The 18,465-nt window shown below is 41.5% G+C and carries 18 protein-coding genes and 1 other RNA gene; 3 read left to right on the top strand and 16 right to left on the bottom strand.

All coding sequences use genetic code 11. The features are described 5' to 3' along the window. The first annotated feature begins 355 nt into the window (after positions 1-355). Positions 356-505 carry a hypothetical protein gene (locus tag BMX30_RS23470; protein WP_170843820.1) on the top strand — a complete coding sequence of 50 codons (150 nt, stop codon included), beginning with the start codon at positions 356-358 and terminating at the stop codon, positions 503-505. A gap of 121 nt (positions 506-626) precedes the next feature. Here BMX30_RS23470 and BMX30_RS07600 read toward each other — a convergent pair whose 3' ends face one another. Together BMX30_RS07600 and BMX30_RS07605 are read right to left on the bottom strand one after the other, a co-directional pair. Beyond that, positions 627-821 (bottom strand): hypothetical protein, encoded by a 195-nt coding sequence (locus BMX30_RS07600; protein ID WP_090743168.1) that lies wholly within the window; start codon positions 819-821, stop codon positions 627-629. A 168-nt stretch (positions 822-989) separates the two neighbouring features. Next, a complete protein-coding gene (locus BMX30_RS07605; RefSeq protein WP_090743171.1) occupies positions 990-2,024 on the bottom strand; it encodes a ThiF family adenylyltransferase in 1,035 nt (344 codons plus the stop codon). A 135-nt stretch (positions 2,025-2,159) separates the two neighbouring features. Between BMX30_RS07605 and BMX30_RS07610 the strand changes: the two genes are divergently transcribed. Beyond that, positions 2,160-4,001: an aldehyde ferredoxin oxidoreductase family protein gene (locus BMX30_RS07610; protein ID WP_090743174.1), complete on the top strand. Its 1,842-nt coding sequence runs from the start codon at positions 2,160-2,162 to the stop codon at positions 3,999-4,001. A gap of 60 nt (positions 4,002-4,061) precedes the next feature. Here BMX30_RS07610 and BMX30_RS07615 read toward each other — a convergent pair whose 3' ends face one another. Beyond that, on the bottom strand, positions 4,062-4,334 hold the full coding sequence (locus BMX30_RS07615) for a MoaD-like domain-containing protein (protein WP_090743177.1): 273 nt from the start codon (positions 4,332-4,334) through the stop codon (positions 4,062-4,064). A 1-nt stretch (position 4,335) separates the two neighbouring features. Beyond that, a complete protein-coding gene (locus BMX30_RS07620) occupies positions 4,336-4,608 on the bottom strand; it encodes a ubiquitin-like small modifier protein 1 (protein WP_090743180.1) in 273 nt (90 codons plus the stop codon). A 138-nt stretch (positions 4,609-4,746) separates the two neighbouring features. Between BMX30_RS07620 and BMX30_RS07625 the strand changes: the two genes are divergently transcribed. Continuing rightward, positions 4,747-5,886, top strand: a complete 1,140-nt coding sequence (locus tag BMX30_RS07625; protein WP_090743183.1) for a zinc-dependent alcohol dehydrogenase — start codon at positions 4,747-4,749, stop codon at positions 5,884-5,886. 41 nt (positions 5,887-5,927) lie between these two features. On the opposite strand, the gene BMX30_RS07630 is transcribed toward BMX30_RS07625, so the two are convergent. The 12 genes from BMX30_RS07630 to eno form a co-directional block, all read right to left on the bottom strand. Further along, positions 5,928-6,914: a Gfo/Idh/MocA family protein gene (locus BMX30_RS07630; RefSeq protein WP_090743186.1), complete on the bottom strand. Its 987-nt coding sequence runs from the start codon at positions 6,912-6,914 to the stop codon at positions 5,928-5,930. A gap of 282 nt (positions 6,915-7,196) precedes the next feature. Continuing rightward, positions 7,197-8,372, bottom strand: a complete 1,176-nt coding sequence (locus BMX30_RS07635) for a YeeE/YedE family protein (protein WP_090743540.1) — start codon at positions 8,370-8,372, stop codon at positions 7,197-7,199. Between the two features lie 347 nt (positions 8,373-8,719). Then, positions 8,720-9,733, bottom strand: coding sequence for a DUF418 domain-containing protein (locus tag BMX30_RS07640; protein WP_090743189.1), 1,014 nt, complete (start codon positions 9,731-9,733; stop codon positions 8,720-8,722). A 177-nt stretch (positions 9,734-9,910) separates the two neighbouring features. Beyond that, positions 9,911-10,180 (bottom strand): DUF1450 domain-containing protein, encoded by a 270-nt coding sequence (locus tag BMX30_RS07645; protein ID WP_090743192.1) that lies wholly within the window; start codon positions 10,178-10,180, stop codon positions 9,911-9,913. Positions 10,181-10,347: 167 nt separating this feature from the next. Further along, positions 10,348-11,325 carry a ring-cleaving dioxygenase gene (locus BMX30_RS07650; protein ID WP_090743195.1) on the bottom strand — a complete coding sequence of 326 codons (978 nt, stop codon included), beginning with the start codon at positions 11,323-11,325 and terminating at the stop codon, positions 10,348-10,350. A 139-nt stretch (positions 11,326-11,464) separates the two neighbouring features. Next, the gene (locus tag BMX30_RS07655; protein ID WP_090743198.1) at positions 11,465-11,656 is read right to left on the bottom strand and encodes a YbxH family protein; all 192 of its coding nucleotides are present in this window, start codon (positions 11,654-11,656) and stop codon (positions 11,465-11,467) included. A 672-nt stretch (positions 11,657-12,328) separates the two neighbouring features. Then, positions 12,329-12,665: a transfer-messenger RNA gene (ssrA, locus tag BMX30_RS07660) on the bottom strand. A gap of 161 nt (positions 12,666-12,826) precedes the next feature. Next, a complete protein-coding gene (gene smpB / locus BMX30_RS07665) occupies positions 12,827-13,294 on the bottom strand; it encodes an SsrA-binding protein SmpB (protein WP_090743200.1) in 468 nt (155 codons plus the stop codon). 124 nt (positions 13,295-13,418) lie between these two features. Beyond that, the gene (gene rnr / locus BMX30_RS07670) at positions 13,419-15,755 is read right to left on the bottom strand and encodes a ribonuclease R (protein WP_090743203.1); all 2,337 of its coding nucleotides are present in this window, start codon (positions 15,753-15,755) and stop codon (positions 13,419-13,421) included. Positions 15,756-15,818: 63 nt separating this feature from the next. Then, complete coding sequence (locus tag BMX30_RS07675; RefSeq protein ID WP_090743207.1) at positions 15,819-16,565, bottom strand: alpha/beta hydrolase; 747 nt, start codon at positions 16,563-16,565, stop codon at positions 15,819-15,821. A gap of 207 nt (positions 16,566-16,772) precedes the next feature. Continuing rightward, entirely contained in the window at positions 16,773-17,006 is a 234-nt protein-coding gene (gene secG / locus BMX30_RS07680) for a preprotein translocase subunit SecG (protein ID WP_090743210.1), read from the bottom strand. A 151-nt stretch (positions 17,007-17,157) separates the two neighbouring features. Further along, positions 17,158-18,456: a phosphopyruvate hydratase gene (gene eno / locus BMX30_RS07685; protein ID WP_090743212.1), complete on the bottom strand. Its 1,299-nt coding sequence runs from the start codon at positions 18,454-18,456 to the stop codon at positions 17,158-17,160. Between the last annotated feature and the right edge of the window lie 9 nt (positions 18,457-18,465).

Genomic DNA, 18,465 nt, shown 5'->3' on the forward strand with positions numbered 1-18,465 from the left:
ACATACCTACCTATTATTATAAAGACAAGAAGACAGCAGAGAGTTAACGAATACGAACAATTAGCGACACATCCTTCGTTGCCAAGCTGTTAACAATGTTATCTAATAATCTTGAATATAGGGATCGGAAAAATCCCTATAACTGAAAATCGATAAATTTTAAGGACCTCGATTTTCAAAACTTAGTGCTCTTGGCTTTAAATGTTTTACAAACTTCCCTTTTATTTTTATACCTGGTTTTGAAACAGAACTTCCCTTATTGACAGGCTGGAATTAATCCAGCCTCTTTTTTTTGGATATTATTGCTTCCGGTAGAGAAACTAAGGAAGAAAATCATGTAAAGGGGAATCTTACAATGACAAAGAAAATTAATGAAGGTAGTCAAAATCAAAACTCACCGAGACTTCAACATGAAATGGCTGAGTTTTCCCAAGAGTTGTTAACAAGTGGGGATAATAGCAAGGGAAATAAAAGGAATAAGGATCAAAAGGATAAGACGGACTGAGGTTAATTGTTTAATCTTGTCCCTATTAAAGGGGAATTATTGATTTTGTTAACCGTTGACTGGAGCGAAAATCAACGGTTAACATATCTAAAACAAAAGGAACCGAGGGAAACCCGGTTCCTTACTTTTTTGGATTCACATTAATTGCTGGAGTATTGTTGCCTGCAACATATACTGGTGCATTATTGTTTAATGAGTTATGATCCCCATAAAAGGCATCTTGTAATTTTATATTTGCTTCTGATGCCTCTATTGCCTGGGCTACATCATTTGATTCTTGTTGATTTTTATCGTGCTTCACTTTTTCATTATCCACAAAAACATCCCTCCTGTTGTTTACAGTATCCTCTAAGCTCCAATTTTCATTCTTGCTGCTTTTCGAGGTTACTGTTTGAATCAGTTTTCCCGTTTATCGTTGTGAATAATGTGAATAATATGTTAATAACTTCTGGATATCCCTGTAAAATTGTGGATAACTATCTATTTAGCTCCCTAAATACCTTGAATAATACATTTTTGCCTCAGTAATATCTTCCACTCCGTGGATAAGTACCCGACCATCTTTAAAAAAGACCATAGATACCTTATCATCAGGTGAAAACCGCAACAAAAAGGGATTCACTTTGACCTTCTCTAGCCCACTTAGCTTCAATTTTTTAGCAAGCTCCGTTAAGTCAAATTGCTTCACATTCCTCGGATTGATTTGGACTGTATCTCGTCCGCATAGGACCGCATAGGCGATTTGCTGATTGGAGGAGAGATCTAAAAATTCAAACTGATGTTGTCCACAGGTCGGACACTGAGGATTTCGCCCCTCTGAGATATCCATTTGCAAAGAAGATTGATACCAAATGTCCAGCTGTTCTAGATTCGGATTGTGTTCCGCACCAACCAATAGCTTTACTGCCTCAATTGCTTCAAATGACCCAATGATATCAGTTAACGGCGAAAGAACGCCGATGGTATCACAAGTTTCTCCAAGGCCAGCGGGAACTTCTGGAAAAAGACAACGATAGCAAGGTGTTTTCCCTGGAATGATGACGGCATACATCCCTCTAGATGATACAGCGCCACCATATACCCAAGGAATGTCCAATTTTACGGAAACATCATTAATCAGATAGCGGGTGGAAAAATTGTCGGTTCCATCAACAATGACATCAAACCCAGCCAAGAGTTCTTCGGCATTGTCTAAATTAAGGTCGGCGATGATTGAGTCAATTTTTACCGTTGAATTGATTTTCTTTAGCTTCTTTTCAGCGGCAATCACCTTAGGAAGCTGATTGGACGCATCGTCTTCATCATAAAGCGACTGGCGTTGGAGATTCGATAATTCAACCAAATCCCGGTCAATCATTCGAACATGTCCAACACCGGAGCGGACTAAATGGTTAGCGATCACGGTTCCAAGTGCCCCCATCCCAACAATAACCGCTCGGCTTTTTAATAGCTTGCGCTGCCCTTCCTCCCCTATTGGCTTAAAAAGAATTTGTCGTGAATAACGATCTAGTTCGGTCATTTTATCCCTCTTTTCCCTATCCATTATAAAAAAGATTTGGATTATTTAAAATAAGGAAGAAATTTTCTTTTATTCCATATATAATTATATATAGTTGTAGTTTTTTAAATAAATAGAAAGAGGTGGCAATACACGATGAATCTTGGCGGTTTTATGAACAAGGAAGTTGTAGTGGATTTAACAAGTGGGAAAGTCGATTATCGGGAACTCAACGAGGACTATGCGAGGAAATATATTGGGGCAAGAGGCCTTGGTGTAAAATACCTCCTAGATAACGGACCAGAAGTGGAACCGTTTTCAGAAGAAAATCTTTTGTGCTTTATGACCGGTCCCGTAACTGGATCACGGACTTCAATGAGTGGTCGTATGGCGGTTGTAACGAAATCACCGCTAACAGGCACCGTAACCGATTCCCATATTGGTGGGTGGACTGCAGCAAGAATTAAATGGGCTGGCGTTGATAACATTATTGTCAAAGGAAAAAGCGATAAGCCTGTCTATTTGTACATAGAAGATGGCCAGGCCGAATTACGTGATGCCTCCGAGCTTTGGGGAACAAGCACAAGAGCAACCATTAAAGCGATGCAAGCAAAATATGGTGAAAAAGATTTGAGTGTATTGGCAATTGGTCAAGGAGGCGAAAACAAAGTTCGCTTTGCAGCCTTTATCAATGAGCATGATCGTTCAGCTGGTCGTGGTGGCACCGCTGCCGTTTCCGGTTATAAGATGTTAAAGGCAATCGTTATTAAGGCCGCGCAAAAGGGCAATATGCCTGTACCTAAACAAAAAGATGCGAACAACGTAGCTAACAAAAAAGCCGTAAAAGCCTTGCTTGAAGGCGGATTAACTGCGCCGAAAAAGGGTGGCTTATCTGTATACGGTACAAACGTCCTTACAAACTTAATCAATGAAGTCGGAGCCCTTCCTACAAAAAACTCCCAATTCACTCATTGGGATGAAGCGGAAAAGCATAGTGGTGAGTATGTTAACAAGCATTTACTTGTTGCAAATAACGCCTGTCATGCCTGTCCCGTGGCCTGTAAGATCGAAGTCGAAGTAAAAGATGGAAAATATAAAACTCGTGTAGAAAGCTTTGAGTTTGAGTCCTCTTGGTCTCTTGGCTCGAACTGTCTTGTCAGCGATGCTGAAGCAATCGCTTATATGATTGACCAGTGTAATGAATATGGCCTTGATACAATTGAACTTGGTCATGCATTCTCTGTTACAATGGAGGCTTATGAAAAAGGCCTAATCTCCGAACCTCTTAAATGGGGCGACAAGGATGCCATGATTGAATTAACGAAGAAAATTGCTTACCGTGAAGGCTTTGGTGGAGTCCTTGCCGAAGGTCCAGCTCGTGCAACAGCGGAGTGGGGCGCGCCTGAACTTTCCATGTCTGTTAAAGGACAGTCTATTCCTGCTTACGATCCACGTGGGATTCAAGGTATCGGCCTCGGATATGCAACAAGTAACCGTGGTGCTTGTCACTTACGCGGATATACGGTTGCAAGTGAAATTGCTGGTATTCCAGAGCCAACCGATCGCCTAAAAGCAGAAGGCAAAGGGGAATTGTTAAAAACATTCCAGGATATGCTTGCCTTTGGAGATTCTATGGATATTTGTAAGTTCTCCTCGTTCTCTGAAAATGCCGAGCACTACGCTGAGCAATACAGCACAATGACAGGCGTTGAAATGACAGCTGAGGATGTTATGTTAGCTGGTGAACGTATTTACAATATTGAGCGTTATTACAATAACTTAGCTGGTTTAGATAAGCGTGAGGATGATTTCCTTCCAAAGCGTTTCACAGATGAGCCAGCAAGTGGAAATAGCGCAGGTTCTGTTAGCCGTATGGATATCATGCTTGAAGAATACTACCAAGTACGCGGATGGAAAGACGGGATTGTTCCCGCTGAAAAGCTTCGTGAGCTAGGTATTATTGCTGAAGACAGCTCTGCTACAACCGAACAAAAATAAAATAAAAATGAGGGTGCTCCCAGTATTTTTGGGGACACCCTCGTTTTTATTTTATACCGCTTAGCCACCAACTCTTGTTGTTTTATAGCGGTATTGTTTAATTAGATCTTCCAGCCCTGACTCTGTCTCAGCTGTAAAGCGGATATGAACAGCATTTACTTTAAAAGTCTTCGTAAAGGTAAGTTTATCTTCACTAAGGATTTCCCCTGTCCATCCATTACCCTTATATACAAAAGGAAAAGCATCTGTCAGCAATTCTCCACCAAGCTCTTCAAAATACATCCCAAGATGATTTCGGTTAATGCCACGGAACTCTAGTTCACGACTTGCCATATCAACCACCTGCTACCGGAGGAAATAGGGCAAACTGATCGCTTTGTTCTACCTTTGTCTGAAGGTCATCCAAATGGATAATGTTTTTCCCATTTATGTATACATGGACAAATGGCTTGAGCTTCTTTTCTTCTGTGAAAATTTCTTCATCAATCTCTGGAAACATTTCAACCATTTTATCAAGGATATCGATGACTCGATCGCCATCTGACTTTACTTCCACCTGAACTCCGCCACAAATATCTCGGAGATTGGCAAATACCTTTACTTGCATGGGCCAGCCCCTCCCTCTATGTCTTTATTCAATCTTAAGATGAAATAGCAGCTTTGTCACTATCCAGGAATGAAAAAGGCTTCCTTTTCACAACCTAAAATGGAATTACCGTATGTTTTTTATTATAGGAGGTTTATCATGAAGGCTGTCACTTTTCAAGGTGCAAAAGATATACAAGTTAAAAAAGTAGCAGATCCTGTCATCGAAAAGAGCGATGATGTCATTGTCCGAATTACCTCAACAGCCATTTGTGGTTCTGACCTCCATATTTACCTAGGCGGAATGCCAACTCGTCCTGGGTTTATTATCGGGCATGAGCCGATGGGCATTGTTGAGGAAGTAGGACCTGATGTAAAAAAGGTGAAAAAAGGCGATCGTGTGATTCTCCCGTTTACTGTATCTTGTGGGCATTGCTTCTACTGTCAGCATGAAATGGAAAGTCAGTGTGAGAACTCTAATTCGAATCCTGATATTGATTCTGGAGCTTATTTTGGCTATACCGAGCGTTATGGCAATTACCCTGGTGGTCAAGCTGAGTTTTTACGAGTGCCCTATGGAAACTTTATGCCGTTTAAAATTCCAGAGTCATGCGAACTAGAGGATGAGGCTTTGTTGTTTATATCCGATGTCCTCCCAACAGCCTATTGGAGCGTAGAGCATGCTGGTGTAAAGCCAAACGATACCGTCGTTGTACTCGGCTGTGGTCCTGTCGGATTGATGGTCCAAAAGTTTGCCTGGATGAAAGGGGCTAAACGGGTGATAGCCATTGATAACGTCCCCTATCGCCTGAGACATGCGAAGTTAAAAAATAACGTCGAAGTGTTTAATTTTGAGGACTTTGAAGATACAGGAGCTTATATTAGGGAAATCACTAAGGGCGGAGCAGATGTAGTAATTGATTGTGTTGGGATGGATGGAAAAAAATCCGTTGTCGAAAAGGTTGAACAGAAATTAAAAATACAAGGTGGAACGTTGAGTGCCATTCAAATAGCGAAAAATTCCGTGCGAAAATTTGGCACCATTCAGCTTACCGGCGTTTACGGGTCTATGTATAATATGTTTCCACTTGGCAATATTTTCGAAAGAAATGTGACCCTAAAAACGGGACAAGCGCCGGTTATCCACTATATGCCGAAGCTTTATGAAATGATTGTAAATGGTGATATTGACCCTACCGAAATTATAACCCACAAAATCCCCCTCGATCAGGCGAGTGACGCTTATCGAATGTTTAGCGAGCATGAGGATGAAGTGATTAAAGTCATTTTAAAACCATGAGGAAAACCTCCCCACTTGACTGGGGAGATTCTCTTTTATTCTCATTTCTTGTCGGCTGGGAAAACTACCCCGATTTGCTTACGGCACTCATCGAGGATTTCCATGACTATTAACGAATGGTCATGCGAGTTCACCTTAGATTCTAATTGTCCTTGATTAACCAACGTAATGAATTCCTCAACTTCATAATACATCGATTGACTCTTTTGCGGGACTGTCAGGTCCTCTATTTCGCCACTTCGGTAACGAATTTCCACCTTTTCAGGAACATTGATTTTGTCAAAAACAAGATTTCCTTTTTCTCCTTGAATTTCTGAAGGGACAGCAGAGTCAGTAATTTTTGAGAACATAACAACCGCATCCATATCCGGATAGTTTAGGACAATACTTCCTGAACCATCTACTCCGGTTTCTAGCAGAATACCCGTTGCCTTCACCTCATTAGGTTTTCCAAATAAGACAACTAGAGGATATATACAATAAATCCCGATGTCCATCAGCGCCCCATTTGAAAACTCCGGTTTGAAGGCATTTAGGATATTTCCCTCCTTATAGGCATCATAGCGTGAGGAATACTGACAATAGCTTGCAAAGTAGCGGCGAACCTTCCCGATTTTAAGGACATTTTTACTTATCTCCTGAAAGTTTGGCACCAAGGTCGACTTCAATGCTTCCATCAATACCACATTATGCTTTTTAGCCGCCTCTATCATTGCTCTTAATTCAACCGAATTAGAAGCAATCGGCTTTTCACAAAGCACATGCTTCCCTTGTTCGAGGAAAATCATGGCCTGCTTGGCATGAAGAGAAGTTGGACTAGCAATGTAAACCGCGTCAATTTCATTACTAGAGGCCATCGTATGTAAATCAGTGAAAATGGACTTGACCTGGTACCTAGTAGCGAATTCACGCGCCCTCTCCTCAGTCCGGGAATAAACTGCCGCTAATTTAAACTCAGGATGCTCGTTTGCTCCTTCAATAAATGCTTCTGTTATCCAGTTTGTTCCGATTACTCCAAAACGAATCATAGGTATCCTCCCTTGAATAGATCTTACTGTTAACTTATCCTTTAAAACATGATTCTACAAATATTCTACCTGACTCCCTTCCAGGACAATCGTCTTAGCCCCATCGGCGCACTCTGATTGGGAAAGAAGTTGGATCACAAATTTACCATTTGTTGGTGGCAGAATACCTAGATTACTCAAAAAAGAGCAGACCGGAGTCATGCTCTTTTAGAGAAAATGGCATTTGAATTGATCACTTTAGACTATCGTTCATTCATAGAGAGAAGCTTACAGTTCCCCCAATTAACAAATCGAATCATTGGGTTTCGGATTCTTTAACCCAAATAATGGACGGATAAATAATGCTAGGTACGTTCCGAGCATGGCCATCACACCCCAAACCCAGCCATGAGCACTAAAGGAAGCAATTCCACTAAAATAGGCACCGATATTACAACCGAAAGCTAAACGTGCACCGTAGCCCATCATGAGACCGCCAACTACCGCTGCCCCAGCTACACCTGGCTTAATTTTACCTGGCTTAAATGTACCTTGTGCAGCAGCTGATAGGAAAGCACCGATTAGGATACCAAAGTTCATCACGCTAGTTCCGTCCATTAACACTGAATTAGTCAGCTTGTCAGATCCAGCGAAGTAACCCCATGTTGATACGTCAACACCCATAGCCATCATTGCTTTTCCACCCCAGAGAGTAAATCCTGAAGTGATTCCCCATGGGCTTCCCTTCACCATTAACGTTAAGGCATTTAGAAGGGCTAGCACAATCGCGGCACCAAATAACGGCCAAGCTCCACGAACCACCTTCTTCCACCCTTGCGTTGTAGCTAAAGGTTTCATCATTGGTGGATTTTTCTTCTTCGCAAAAAGAACACAAAGCCAATAGATTAAGCCTAAAACGATAAGTTGCACGATTAAAGCCCCGAAGTACCCTAACCCAGTTGACTCAGCTAAAGAAAATGCTGGAAGCGCAGGTGTTTCTTCCATCCAGAAAGTAAAATGATATGCACCAAGAACCGACCCAGCAATGAAGGCAATTAACGTTAGAATCATCGAGGATGATCCGCCGCCAACATTATAAAGGGTTCCGGAAGCACAGCCATTTCCCAACTGCATTCCCACTCCAAAAATGAACGCTCCAACGATAACACTTACCCCAACAGGGTTCACATTTCCTGAGGGTGTATCACCAGTAAAACTAAAACCTGTACCTAAAATGATTGCAAACAAAATAGAAGCAACCGCTAGCATGACCATATGTGCTTGTAAGCCTTGGACATTTCCGACTGAAACAAGTCGTCTAAAAGCGGATGTAAACCCGAAGCGGGCATACAATAAAGCAGCTCCAAGTGCAAGGCCGATGATATATAATGTTCCCTGTGTCCAGCCAGCAACTGTCACAATACTAATGTATAAAATAATTGCGGCAATGGTCCCTAATGCTACATATGGCTTTTGCATCGGGCTTAACTCTGTTACAACTGTAGTTGATCTACCATCCCAATTTGTTGCGAATGATGTTTGTGCCACTTTATTCACCTCATATTCTCATAAGTTTAGTTGGAATAAACTTTCCTTATATTATCCTAATTAATCCAACTTGTAAACTATGAAAATAGGAAAAACGGATAATCACTTTTATACTGATGTTAAAAAGTGGCACTTGTTTTTGTAACGGTAGGATGGTATATTAATTAAGCGATGAGCTGAGTTGGATAAGTCGGCAGACACTCCTTTTAGGAAATGCACGATGTGGCGTGCAGTCTGTCGCCCCAATACGCAAAGACGCCTGCTTGCAGGCGTCTTTTTTATTTATCCTCCTGTTTATGTAACATAAGAGGAGGAATTTCTAAGTAGGTCACCATTCTCCAAACCCATTCTAGTGGACCAAATCGGAAGAAATGCAACCACAAAATGCTAAAGATTAGTTGGCTGGCAAGTATTGCTAGGCAAATAAACAATGATTGCAGATAACTGACTTTCCCAAGTAAGTCGAGCCCATAGCCAGCAAAAAGAATTAACACCGTTTGTAGGACATAGTTGGTTAAGGCCATCCGACCATAGTATTTTAAGGGTGAAAGTAGTTTTTGAATGATTGGAATTTGTATTATAAGAATAAACAAACCTACATAAAAGGCCGATACGATTGGCCCCACCATGATTCCGATATGATAAAACCAATACATTTCCAAGGTCCCTTCCGCACTAAGTGAAGGGGCCTGTTTGTTATGATAAAAAACGACCATAAGCGATAACAGGAAAAGAATGCCCGTACACCACCAAAATTTTCTCCTCTTTGCTACCAAATCCTCAAATAAACGATATTGACCTGCTGTGAGTCCTAGTAAAATAAGAGCAACCGGAAGTAAGGGCTTGATGGCAAGCAGACCGAACAGTAGAAGGAGCAGCAAGCCAATCGTAAGGTTGATCTCTTTTTTTAGCTTATAAAAAGGAAGAACAAGTAATCCACTAACCGCATATACAGTCAGTGCCTCACCAGGGTGAAAGCTGTAATGGACCAATCCAAACAGAAACATGACCAAAATCCTTCGCAGAAATAGAATCGTTCCATTCTTCCCTTTTGCATTAACTCGCGAGATAAACAGGTAGAAACCAATTCCAAACAAAAAGGAAAAGATGGTGTAAAATCGTCCTTCTACAAATAAATATAAGAACTTCCAATAAGCTGCATCTAGCGTATCTGGACTTGGTATTTGTGCAGATAATAGAAAAACGATGTTAATGAGAATGATCCCTAACAGCGCAAATCCCCTTAAATAGTCTAGTGTGTCAATGCGGTCCTTTGTCTCTATTGAGTTCATGGGAACCCCCCCTTCCCTTTCGTTCTAGTAAAAAGAAACACTCCTTATCAAAGGAGCGCTCTAATTTTATCTTATTTAAATATAACCACACTTCTATTGAATAGGCAAAATGCTTGGTTAGGCTTTCCTAACGCAGCACCCATTTACCCTAATATTCTTGATAGGCAACCGTTTAAATTATGCCTTTTGTCGTTGTTTTAACTTATCTAGTAATTCGGGCACATCGTTGGCATCGATGAATTCCCCGTTCACGATTGCATAAGGGGACAGTTTGCACTCTTCACACTTACTTTGGCACTGATATTCCTTATAAGTGACGTTCTTTTGGTTAAGAAATGCTTCATAATCTGTGAAATGCTCCTCTTTTAAAAAGCGATCAAGGTTTTTCTCACAAAAATCTATTTGTAATTTCTTATCTTTTGTAAAAAGCTTTGCTAGAAAACTCACGCACCAAGGCCCCCTTTCTGAAGGTTTGTCCGCTTAGTTGCGAACCATTGGTCATCCACTTTACATACTACTATCTTAATACGTATTTACAATAACGCAAGTAAAGAGCAACAGGGAGTTTTTAGAAAGAAAAAAGAACCTTGCGATTTTAACAAGGTTCTTTACGATTATTCTTTAGTAAAATCGATTGTGCTTCTCACCGTATCAATAGGACGAACCATCTTTTCGATTTGTTCACGCTTCGACTCTAAGAATGGAGGCAAGGACAATTTCTCACCAAGAGTCTCATAGGGTTCGTCGCCCATAAAACCAGGACCATCGGTTGCAAACTCAAATAAAATTTGCGGGGCCACTCTCGAATAGAGCGAACCAAAAAAGAAGCGATCTACAAATCCTGATGTTTGGAAACCGAAGCTACGCAGATGCTGATCCCAGTCTTCCAACACCGAGCGATCATCGACACGGAAAGCAGCATGGTGTACCGTTCCAAACCCTTGTTGAGCCTGTGGAAGAATCGTATTATGCTCAGCAATCACTTGTGCCCCGTTTCCACCTTCACCGACCTCAAATAAATGAAAAGAGCCTTCTTGGGCAATTACTTTAAACTGTAGGACCTTCTCCATCATTTCCTTAAAATAATCAAACTGAGCAATCCGAACGAAAAGTGGTCCTAGACCAGTAATCGCATATTCGAGCGGGACCGGACCCTTTTCCCACGGAGTCCCAGCCGCAACGCCTTCATTGTTTTCATCTGAAATCAACTGGTATTGCTGATCATCAAAATCAACAAACGAGATGGTCTTTTTCCCAAATTGCTCCTTAATCCCTGTATGCTTGACCTTTAAACGATCAAAACGTTTTTCCCAATAATCTAGTGCAGCATCACTTGGTACACGGAAAGAGGTTTTCGAAATCTCATTCGTCCCATGCTGTCCTTTAGGAATACCAGGAAAATCAAAAAAGGTCATATCTGTCCCTGGGCTACCAGTATCATCAGCAAAAAACAAATGGTACGTTTGGATATCATCTTGGTTGACAGTTTTCTTTACTAAGCGCATTCCAAGAATATATGTGAAAAATTCATAGTTTTTTTCGGCACTGCTCGTGATAGCGGTTACGTGGTGGATTCCTTTTAGGCCCTTCATTTTTTCCCCTCCATAAATTCATGCTTATATTATATTAACCACTTTAGGATATCTTTAGATTTAATATCTTTAATTCGAGATAAATATAACATGGAGCTTATGGTCTGTCAAACTAAAACAGGGAATCTGCTGTCCCCCGCTAGATTCCCTTTTGTTCACAATACCGATCAATAAGCTGTTCAATTTGATTCATCTCAGGATACTTACCAGAAAAATCAAATTTGATTTCTTCAATAAATTCACCTTGATGATAAACATGTATAGCTCCATTTTGTTCGATAACACTAAACTCTGGTTCGAAGCGAAATCCGTTGCGGTCTACTGCACCCAATTGTTAACCCTCCTTATTTAAGGTCATTTGCAGTTATTATACCTAGAATGATTTCGAAATATTAAACTTTATGTGACCGACCCAACTTGAGGGCTATTGGTGACCTTTCTCCCTTGACTTTGCTTCACTTAGGTCACCAATAACGCCTATTGGTGACCTTTCTCCCTTGGCTTTGCTTCATTTAGGTCACCAATACCGCTTATTGGTGACCTTTCCCCTTGGTTTTGCTTCACTTAGGTCACCAATACCGCTTATTGGTGACCTTTCTCCTTGGTTTTGCTTCACTTAGGTCACCAATACTAGCGCAACTGCTAGCTTTTTCACATATAAAAAAGACCAGCGAATCGCTGGTCTTGTTGTTATCCACCTTATGTATGGTGGAGACGGTGGGACGTGCACTTCCATGCTTTCGTCATGGCACTGACTATATCTTGAACCTGTTGTTCTCAGGTCCTCCGGCGTCTTATGCGAATCATATTTTTTACCTAATTTACCTAATAGGTAGAAATTCGCATCTTAGTACTACCATGAAGGCAGCCTATAAGTCGATACACGGCTGTTGGATTGCTCCACATACCGCTCGGCATTGCCTTATCACTTCAATGAGCGACTTAGGTTTCACCGATAAAGCCGGATTTTCACTTGTATGTTGCCATACAAGGCGACTATTACTAATCGAACCCACGTCCAAAAGCATCGGCACTTAAGCTTCTACGAGTGTAGTCGACATATTCGCATTTCGCTGAGCCTTTTGCCTGTCGACAGGCGGCCGGTCAGCTAGTCTGGTTATTCTCTTCCTTCTCCCTCAGACGGTGAGATCCGGCGTAGCCTACTAAGAGTGAGTCCGCTACCCTACCACATAGGCGATGGAGGGGCGAACAGCTATGCAGTTATTACGCTGCGAAAGCTAAGTTGTTGTTAGTTTTGCCAGTTATAGGCGTTGACGTTTTAACGAGGCCGATCCCCTCGACTCGCAACCTAAGCTCGAACTACCCCTGTCGAATCCGTAGCGTCCCCATATATAATATAGAACAGACGTTAGGATACTCGGTGTTGTTCCGAGCAAAAAGCTGTTTGCCACTCGTGGTGACAAGACTTATTATAGCACACTGACGAAATGTTTCAACTGGAAATGATTATCCATTTCTACCAATCGCTCTTAATGATTAATTACATCTTCTGACGATCCCGGAAAGCACGCTCAATCTCACGCTTTGCTTCCTTCTTCTTCAGGTCTTCACGCTTATCGTATTTCTTTTTACCCCTAGCGAGCCCGAGTAAAACCTTTGCATAGCCATTTTTCAAATAAACCTTTAACGGCACAAGCGCATAACCTGTTTCCTTCGTCTCGCCAATCAGTTTATTGATCTCTCGACGATGAAGTAAAAGCTTACGTTCCCGGAGTGGATCATGATTATAGCGGTTCCCCTGTTCATATGGACTCACATGCATCCCATATAAAAACACTTCGCCATTTTGCACTCGTGCATACGAATCTTTAAGATTCACACGACCAGCACGAATCGACTTGATTTCAGTCCCTTGAAGAACGATTCCCGTTTCAAAGGTCTCTTCAACAAAATAATCATGGTAGGCTTTTTTATTCTGCGCTACCGTTTTGCCAGCACCTTTAGGCATGTTGTCTCCCCCTTCTATCTCTCTCTCTATATTAACATAAAGTTAAGCTGGGGAAAAAGCGGGCCCGACCCAATAAAGAGCCAGGCACCTTTGTCCTCTTTAAATTGCCGGAGCAGTCGCCGATTTAGCGTCTCTTCGGCTTCCGTTTCGCTTTTGGTGCGTTTTCAAAGAACTTCTTATTTTTCTTCCCCTTTTTCCTTGAGCCACCTTCACCAGAACTTTTGCCCTTAGGAGTGTCTCCAGCTTTCCCGTTTCGTGGCTTCCTTTCACTACTTCCCGTTTTAAATACTTTTGGCGTCTCTGTGCGCTCGCGGCGTGTCCCTTTCATGCCGACGATTTCAAAGTCAATAGAACGCTCATCTTTGTTAACTTTGACGACACGGACAGTTATTTCGTCACCAATGCGGAAGACATTACCTGTACGTTCCCCAATCATCGCGAATTGACGGTCATCAAAACGGTAGTAATCATCCGTCATATAGCTAACATGAACGAGGCCTTCAATCGTGTTAGGAAGTTCTACGAACATTCCAAAGTTCGTAACCGAACTGATAATTCCATCGTACTCGACACCAATTTTATCTTCCATATATTCCGCTTTTTTGAGTTCATCTGTTTCACGTTCCGCTTCCACTGAACGTCGTTCCATATCAGACGAGTGCTTAGCGATTTCCGGTAACTGAGATCCCCACTTTGCTCTTGTTGACTGGTCAAGTTTCCCTTCAATTAGATAGGTTCTAATTAATCGGTGTACAACCGTGTCAGGGTAGCGGCGGATTGGTGAAGTGAAGTGGGTATAAAACTCTGTTGATAAGCCATAATGTCCTAGGCTTTCCTCAAAATACTTCGCCTTCTGCATCGAACGGAGCATCACAGTGGACACAACCATTTCCTCTGGCTTTCCTTGAACCTCTTCGATAATCTCCTGTAATGCACGCGGGTGAACAGAGTTTGCCGTCCCTTTTACAATGTAGCCAAAGTTTGTAATAAACTCAAAGAATTTGCGAAGCTTGTCTTCCTTCGGATCCTCGTGGATACGGTAAATAAACGGAACTTCCATCCAATGGAAATGCTCTGCAACAGTTTCGTTGGCAGCAAGCATAAATTCCTCAATTAATTTCTCAGCTACCGAACGCTCACGCAAAACAACATCAGATGGATGGCCATCTTCATCGACTAGCACTTTTGACTCCTTAAAATCAAAATCAATTGCTCCTCGATCCATCCGTTTCTTGCGAAGGATAGCCGCCAAATCTTCCATCATCTCAAACATCGGAACAAGTGGTTCATAGCGTTTTCTTACTTCTTCATCTTTATCAACTAAAATTAAATTCACATCGTGGTAGGTCATTCGTTCTGTCGTTTTGATAACACTTTGGAAAATCTCATGGTCCACTACTTCACCATCAGGAGAAATTTCCATCGTACAGCTTAGCGTAAGACGGTTCACCTTTGGATTTAACGAACAAATCCCATTGGACAATCGATGTGGGATCATCGGAATCACTCGGTCCACTAGGTAAATACTTGTTGCCCGTTCTTCTGCTTCAAGGTCAATTGGTGAACCTTCTTTAACATAATAACTAACGTCTGCGATATGAACGCCAAGTTTATAATTCCCGTTCTCAAGCTTTGTTACGGTGACCGCATCATCTAAATCCTTTGCATCTGCTCCATCAATCGTTACAATGACCTCATCTCGTAAGTCACGGCGATTGGCAATTTCACTTTCATCGATTTCATCAGGAGTTTCATTTGCTTGCTGAATGACTTCTTCAGGAAACTCCATTGGTAATCCATGCTTATGAATAACAGACAAAATATCTACGCCAGGGTCATTTTTATGACCTAGGACAGAAATAACTGCACCTTCAGCGGATTTACGGCCGTCTGGATAACTCGTTAAAGTTACAACAACTTTGTGCCCTTCTACGGCACCAAGGCTGGCTTCCTTCGGAATAAAAATATCACTAGTGAATTTTTTATCATCAGGTACAACAAAGCCAAAATGCTTGCTCTCAGTATATGTACCGACAATCTGCTGAACTCCTCGTTCAACAATGCGGACAACCGTTCCCTCGCGACGCTGCCCGGAACTCTCTGTCGAAACACGAGCAAGAACAATATCGCCATGCATCGCGTTGTTCGTTTCATTTGGTGGGATAAAAATATCATCCATTCCTGGCTCTTCAGGAATTACAAAGGCAAATCCTTTTGCATGACCTGTCAGCTTACCACGGACAAGGTTCATTTTTTCCGGTAAACCGTAACGATTGCTGCGGGTCCGGACAACAAGTCCTTTTTCTTCCATGACAACAAGCGCTTTAACAAATTCCTTAAAGGTTGCCGAATCTTGAATTCCAAAAGCTTCTTCTAGCTCTTGGACGGTTAGAGGTTTATAAGCCTCATCCTTCATATAATGAAGCAATCGATCAATATGGTCCTGTATGCTTTCTTCCATATGTAAATCCCTCCTTTTATTAATGGTTCGCATATATGTTAGTTGTCTCAACTCTACATATATTTATTCTTTCCAATTTAAACTTTCGAGAAACGCATAAACATCCTCATGGAGCTGGTCTCGCTCTTTATCAAAGGTGATGACATGACCTGATTCTTCGTACCATTTTAATTCTTTTTGAATCGATTCGACCTCATTGTAGATAATGTTTGCACTATCTGTATTAATCATATGATCATGTCTGCCTTGAACCACAAAGGTTGGCGCATAAACCATATCGACATTCTCTCGCACATCTGAGATTAATTCTTGCAGGGCCTTTAAAGTGTTCATTGGAGTTTTTTCAAACTCTATCATTTCAGTTTCGATTTGATCCGCTGTTTTTCCTTCAAGCCGCTTATATTCTTTTGCATAGGCAAGAATACCTTTGTACATGATTTCTTCGCTTTTGATATACATCGGCGCACACATCGGAACGATTCCCTTTACAGGTACTGTATACCCGAGTTTTAAAGAGAATACTCCTCCAAGAGAAAGGCCGACAACAGCGATCTCTTTATATCCTTCGTTTTGTAAAAACTCATACGCCTTAGTTACGTCCTGCCACCAGTCTTCAGGACCTGTATGTACTAACTCCTCAGGCGGAACGCCATGTCCCTTATAAATGGGTGCATGACAAGTATAGCCCTTTTCCTGTAGGAATCGCCCCATCATGCGAACATCTGCTGAATTGCCGGTAAATCCATGCAGCATTAAGACCGCTCGCTCTCCAGCTTTAAAAGTAAATGGCTTTGGTACTAACTTCTTCATTCTATGGCTCCCTTTTTCATTGTTGGTATTATATCTTATTAATCAAACGTTTGATCAATAAAATGCTAACAATTAAAAATGTGTGATTTTATTCCTACTTAGTTTTAACAAACCTACCGACAACAATCCAGAGATACGCTTTATCCATAGACATAAAGCTAAGTTATCATGTAAAAAACCCAGCCTCCATCGAGACTGGGTTGATTTTTAGATATCGAAGTAAGTAACAAGAATCGTTAGCACAAAGAATAAAACGGACAATACAATTGTGGCACGGTGAAGGACTAAATCAATGCCTCTAGCCTTTTGCTTACCAAACAATGTTTCCGCTCCACCTGAAATGGCACCAGAAAGACCTGCACTTTTACTAGATTGAAGCAGGACAACTACAATAAGACTTATACAGACAATAACCAATAAAACCATTAACAATGTATGCATGAAGCTACCTCCTGAAAAACCTACATATAACAATATTTTAAATTTATCATATTTTCGGGTTTGAAACAATACTTGTCTTGGCGAAGTGGTGAAACTTTGTACTAAAGAAAAAACGCTGACACGTCTGCCAGCGCTTTTTCTTTTTATAAAATTACTTCTTTAGGTTATAGAAAGATTTGATTCCGTTGAACTGAGCTGTATCACCAAGCTGGTCTTCGATGCGAAGAAGTTGGTTATATTTAGCAACACGGTCTGTACGAGAAGGTGCACCAGTCTTGATTTGTCCAGCATTCGTAGCAACCGCGATATCAGCGATTGTTGCATCTTCTGTTTCACCAGAACGGTGAGAGATAACAGCTGTATATCCTGCACGCTTCGCCATTTCAATTGCTTCGAAAGTTTCAGTTAATGTACCGATTTGGTTAACTTTAATTAGGATAGAGTTTCCAACACCTTGCTCAATTCCTTGAGACAATTTCTTCGTGTTTGTAACGAACAAGTCGTCACCAACTAGCTGAACTTTGCCACCAAGGCGCTCAGTTAGAAGCTTGTGACCTTCCCAGTCGTTTTCATCCAGGCCATCTTCGATTGAGATGATTGGATATTTAGAAGACATTTCTTCATACCAGTCAACCATTTCAGCAGAAGTTTTCACAACGCCTTCTCCAGAAAGATGGTATTTGCCGTCTTCTTTGCTGTAGAACTCAGAAGATGCAGCATCCATTGCCAGCATAACTTGCTCACCAGGCTTGTACCCTGCTTTTTCAATTGCAGTAACGATTGTTTGAAGTGCTTCTTCGTTTGATCCTAAGTTAGGAGCGAATCCACCTTCATCACCAACAGCTGTGTTTAAGCCTTTTTCTTTTAAAACAGCTTTTAAGCTATGGAAGATTTCAGTACCCATACGAAGTGCTTCACGGAAGTTTTCTGCACCAACTGGCATAACCATGAATTCTTGGATGTCCACGTTGTTATCCGCATGCTCTCCACCGTTAACAATGTTCATCATTGGAACTGGAAGCTGCTTAGAGTTGAAGCCGCCAAGGTATTGGTATAAAGGAATGTCTAAGTAATCAGCAGCTGCATGTGCAACAGCCATAGAAACACCAAGGATTGCGTTTGCACCTAGTTTCCCTTTGTTTTCTGTGCCATCAAGCTCAATTAGTGCTTGGTCCACACCCACTTGATCAAGAACGTTGAATTCTTCGCCCACTAAAAATGGAGCAATGATTTCGTTTACGTTTTCAACTGCTTTTAAAACACCTTTGCCAAGGTAACGGCTCTTGTCGCCATCACGGAGTTCAACTGCTTCATATTCACCAGTAGAAGCACCACTTGGAACTAATGCGCGTCCAAACGCACCAGATTCAGTATAAACTTCAACTTCAACAGTAGGGTTCCCGCGGGAATCAAGTACCTCGCGTGCATAAACGTCAGATATAAATGGCATCTAAATCTC

The sequence above is a fragment of the Mesobacillus persicus genome (assembly GCF_900109925.1).
GTDB lineage: Bacteria > Bacillota > Bacilli > Bacillales > Cytobacillaceae > Mesobacillus_B > Mesobacillus_B persicus.

Excerpts from the sequence above, each read along its gene's own strand:
- BMX30_RS23470 (WP_170843820.1), top strand. The coding sequence starts at position 356 with ATGACAAAGAAAATTAATGAAGGTAGTCAAAATCAAAACTCACCGAGA.
- BMX30_RS07605 (WP_090743171.1), bottom strand. The coding sequence starts at position 2,024 with ATGACCGAACTAGATCGTTATTCACGACAAATTCTTTTTAAGCCAATA.
- BMX30_RS07610 (WP_090743174.1), top strand. The coding sequence starts at position 2,160 with ATGAATCTTGGCGGTTTTATGAACAAGGAAGTTGTAGTGGATTTAACA.
- BMX30_RS07615 (WP_090743177.1), bottom strand. The coding sequence starts at position 4,334 with ATGGCAAGTCGTGAACTAGAGTTCCGTGGCATTAACCGAAATCATCTT.
- BMX30_RS07620 (WP_090743180.1), bottom strand. The coding sequence starts at position 4,608 with ATGCAAGTAAAGGTATTTGCCAATCTCCGAGATATTTGTGGCGGAGTT.
- BMX30_RS07625 (WP_090743183.1), top strand. The coding sequence starts at position 4,747 with ATGAAGGCTGTCACTTTTCAAGGTGCAAAAGATATACAAGTTAAAAAA.
- BMX30_RS07630 (WP_090743186.1), bottom strand. The coding sequence starts at position 6,914 with ATGATTCGTTTTGGAGTAATCGGAACAAACTGGATAACAGAAGCATTT.
- BMX30_RS07635 (WP_090743540.1), bottom strand. The coding sequence starts at position 8,372 with ATGCAAAAGCCATATGTAGCATTAGGGACCATTGCCGCAATTATTTTA.
- BMX30_RS07640 (WP_090743189.1), bottom strand. The coding sequence starts at position 9,733 with ATGAACTCAATAGAGACAAAGGACCGCATTGACACACTAGACTATTTA.
- BMX30_RS07650 (WP_090743195.1), bottom strand. The coding sequence starts at position 11,325 with ATGAAGGGCCTAAAAGGAATCCACCACGTAACCGCTATCACGAGCAGT.
- smpB (WP_090743200.1), bottom strand. The coding sequence starts at position 13,294 with ATGCCTAAAGGTGCTGGCAAAACGGTAGCGCAGAATAAAAAAGCCTAC.
- rnr (WP_090743203.1), bottom strand. The coding sequence starts at position 15,755 with ATGGAAGAAAGCATACAGGACCATATTGATCGATTGCTTCATTATATG.
- BMX30_RS07675 (WP_090743207.1), bottom strand. The coding sequence starts at position 16,565 with ATGAAGAAGTTAGTACCAAAGCCATTTACTTTTAAAGCTGGAGAGCGA.
- secG (WP_090743210.1), bottom strand. The coding sequence starts at position 17,006 with ATGCATACATTGTTAATGGTTTTATTGGTTATTGTCTGTATAAGTCTT.
- eno (WP_090743212.1), bottom strand. The coding sequence starts at position 18,456 with ATGCCATTTATATCTGACGTTTATGCACGCGAGGTACTTGATTCCCGC.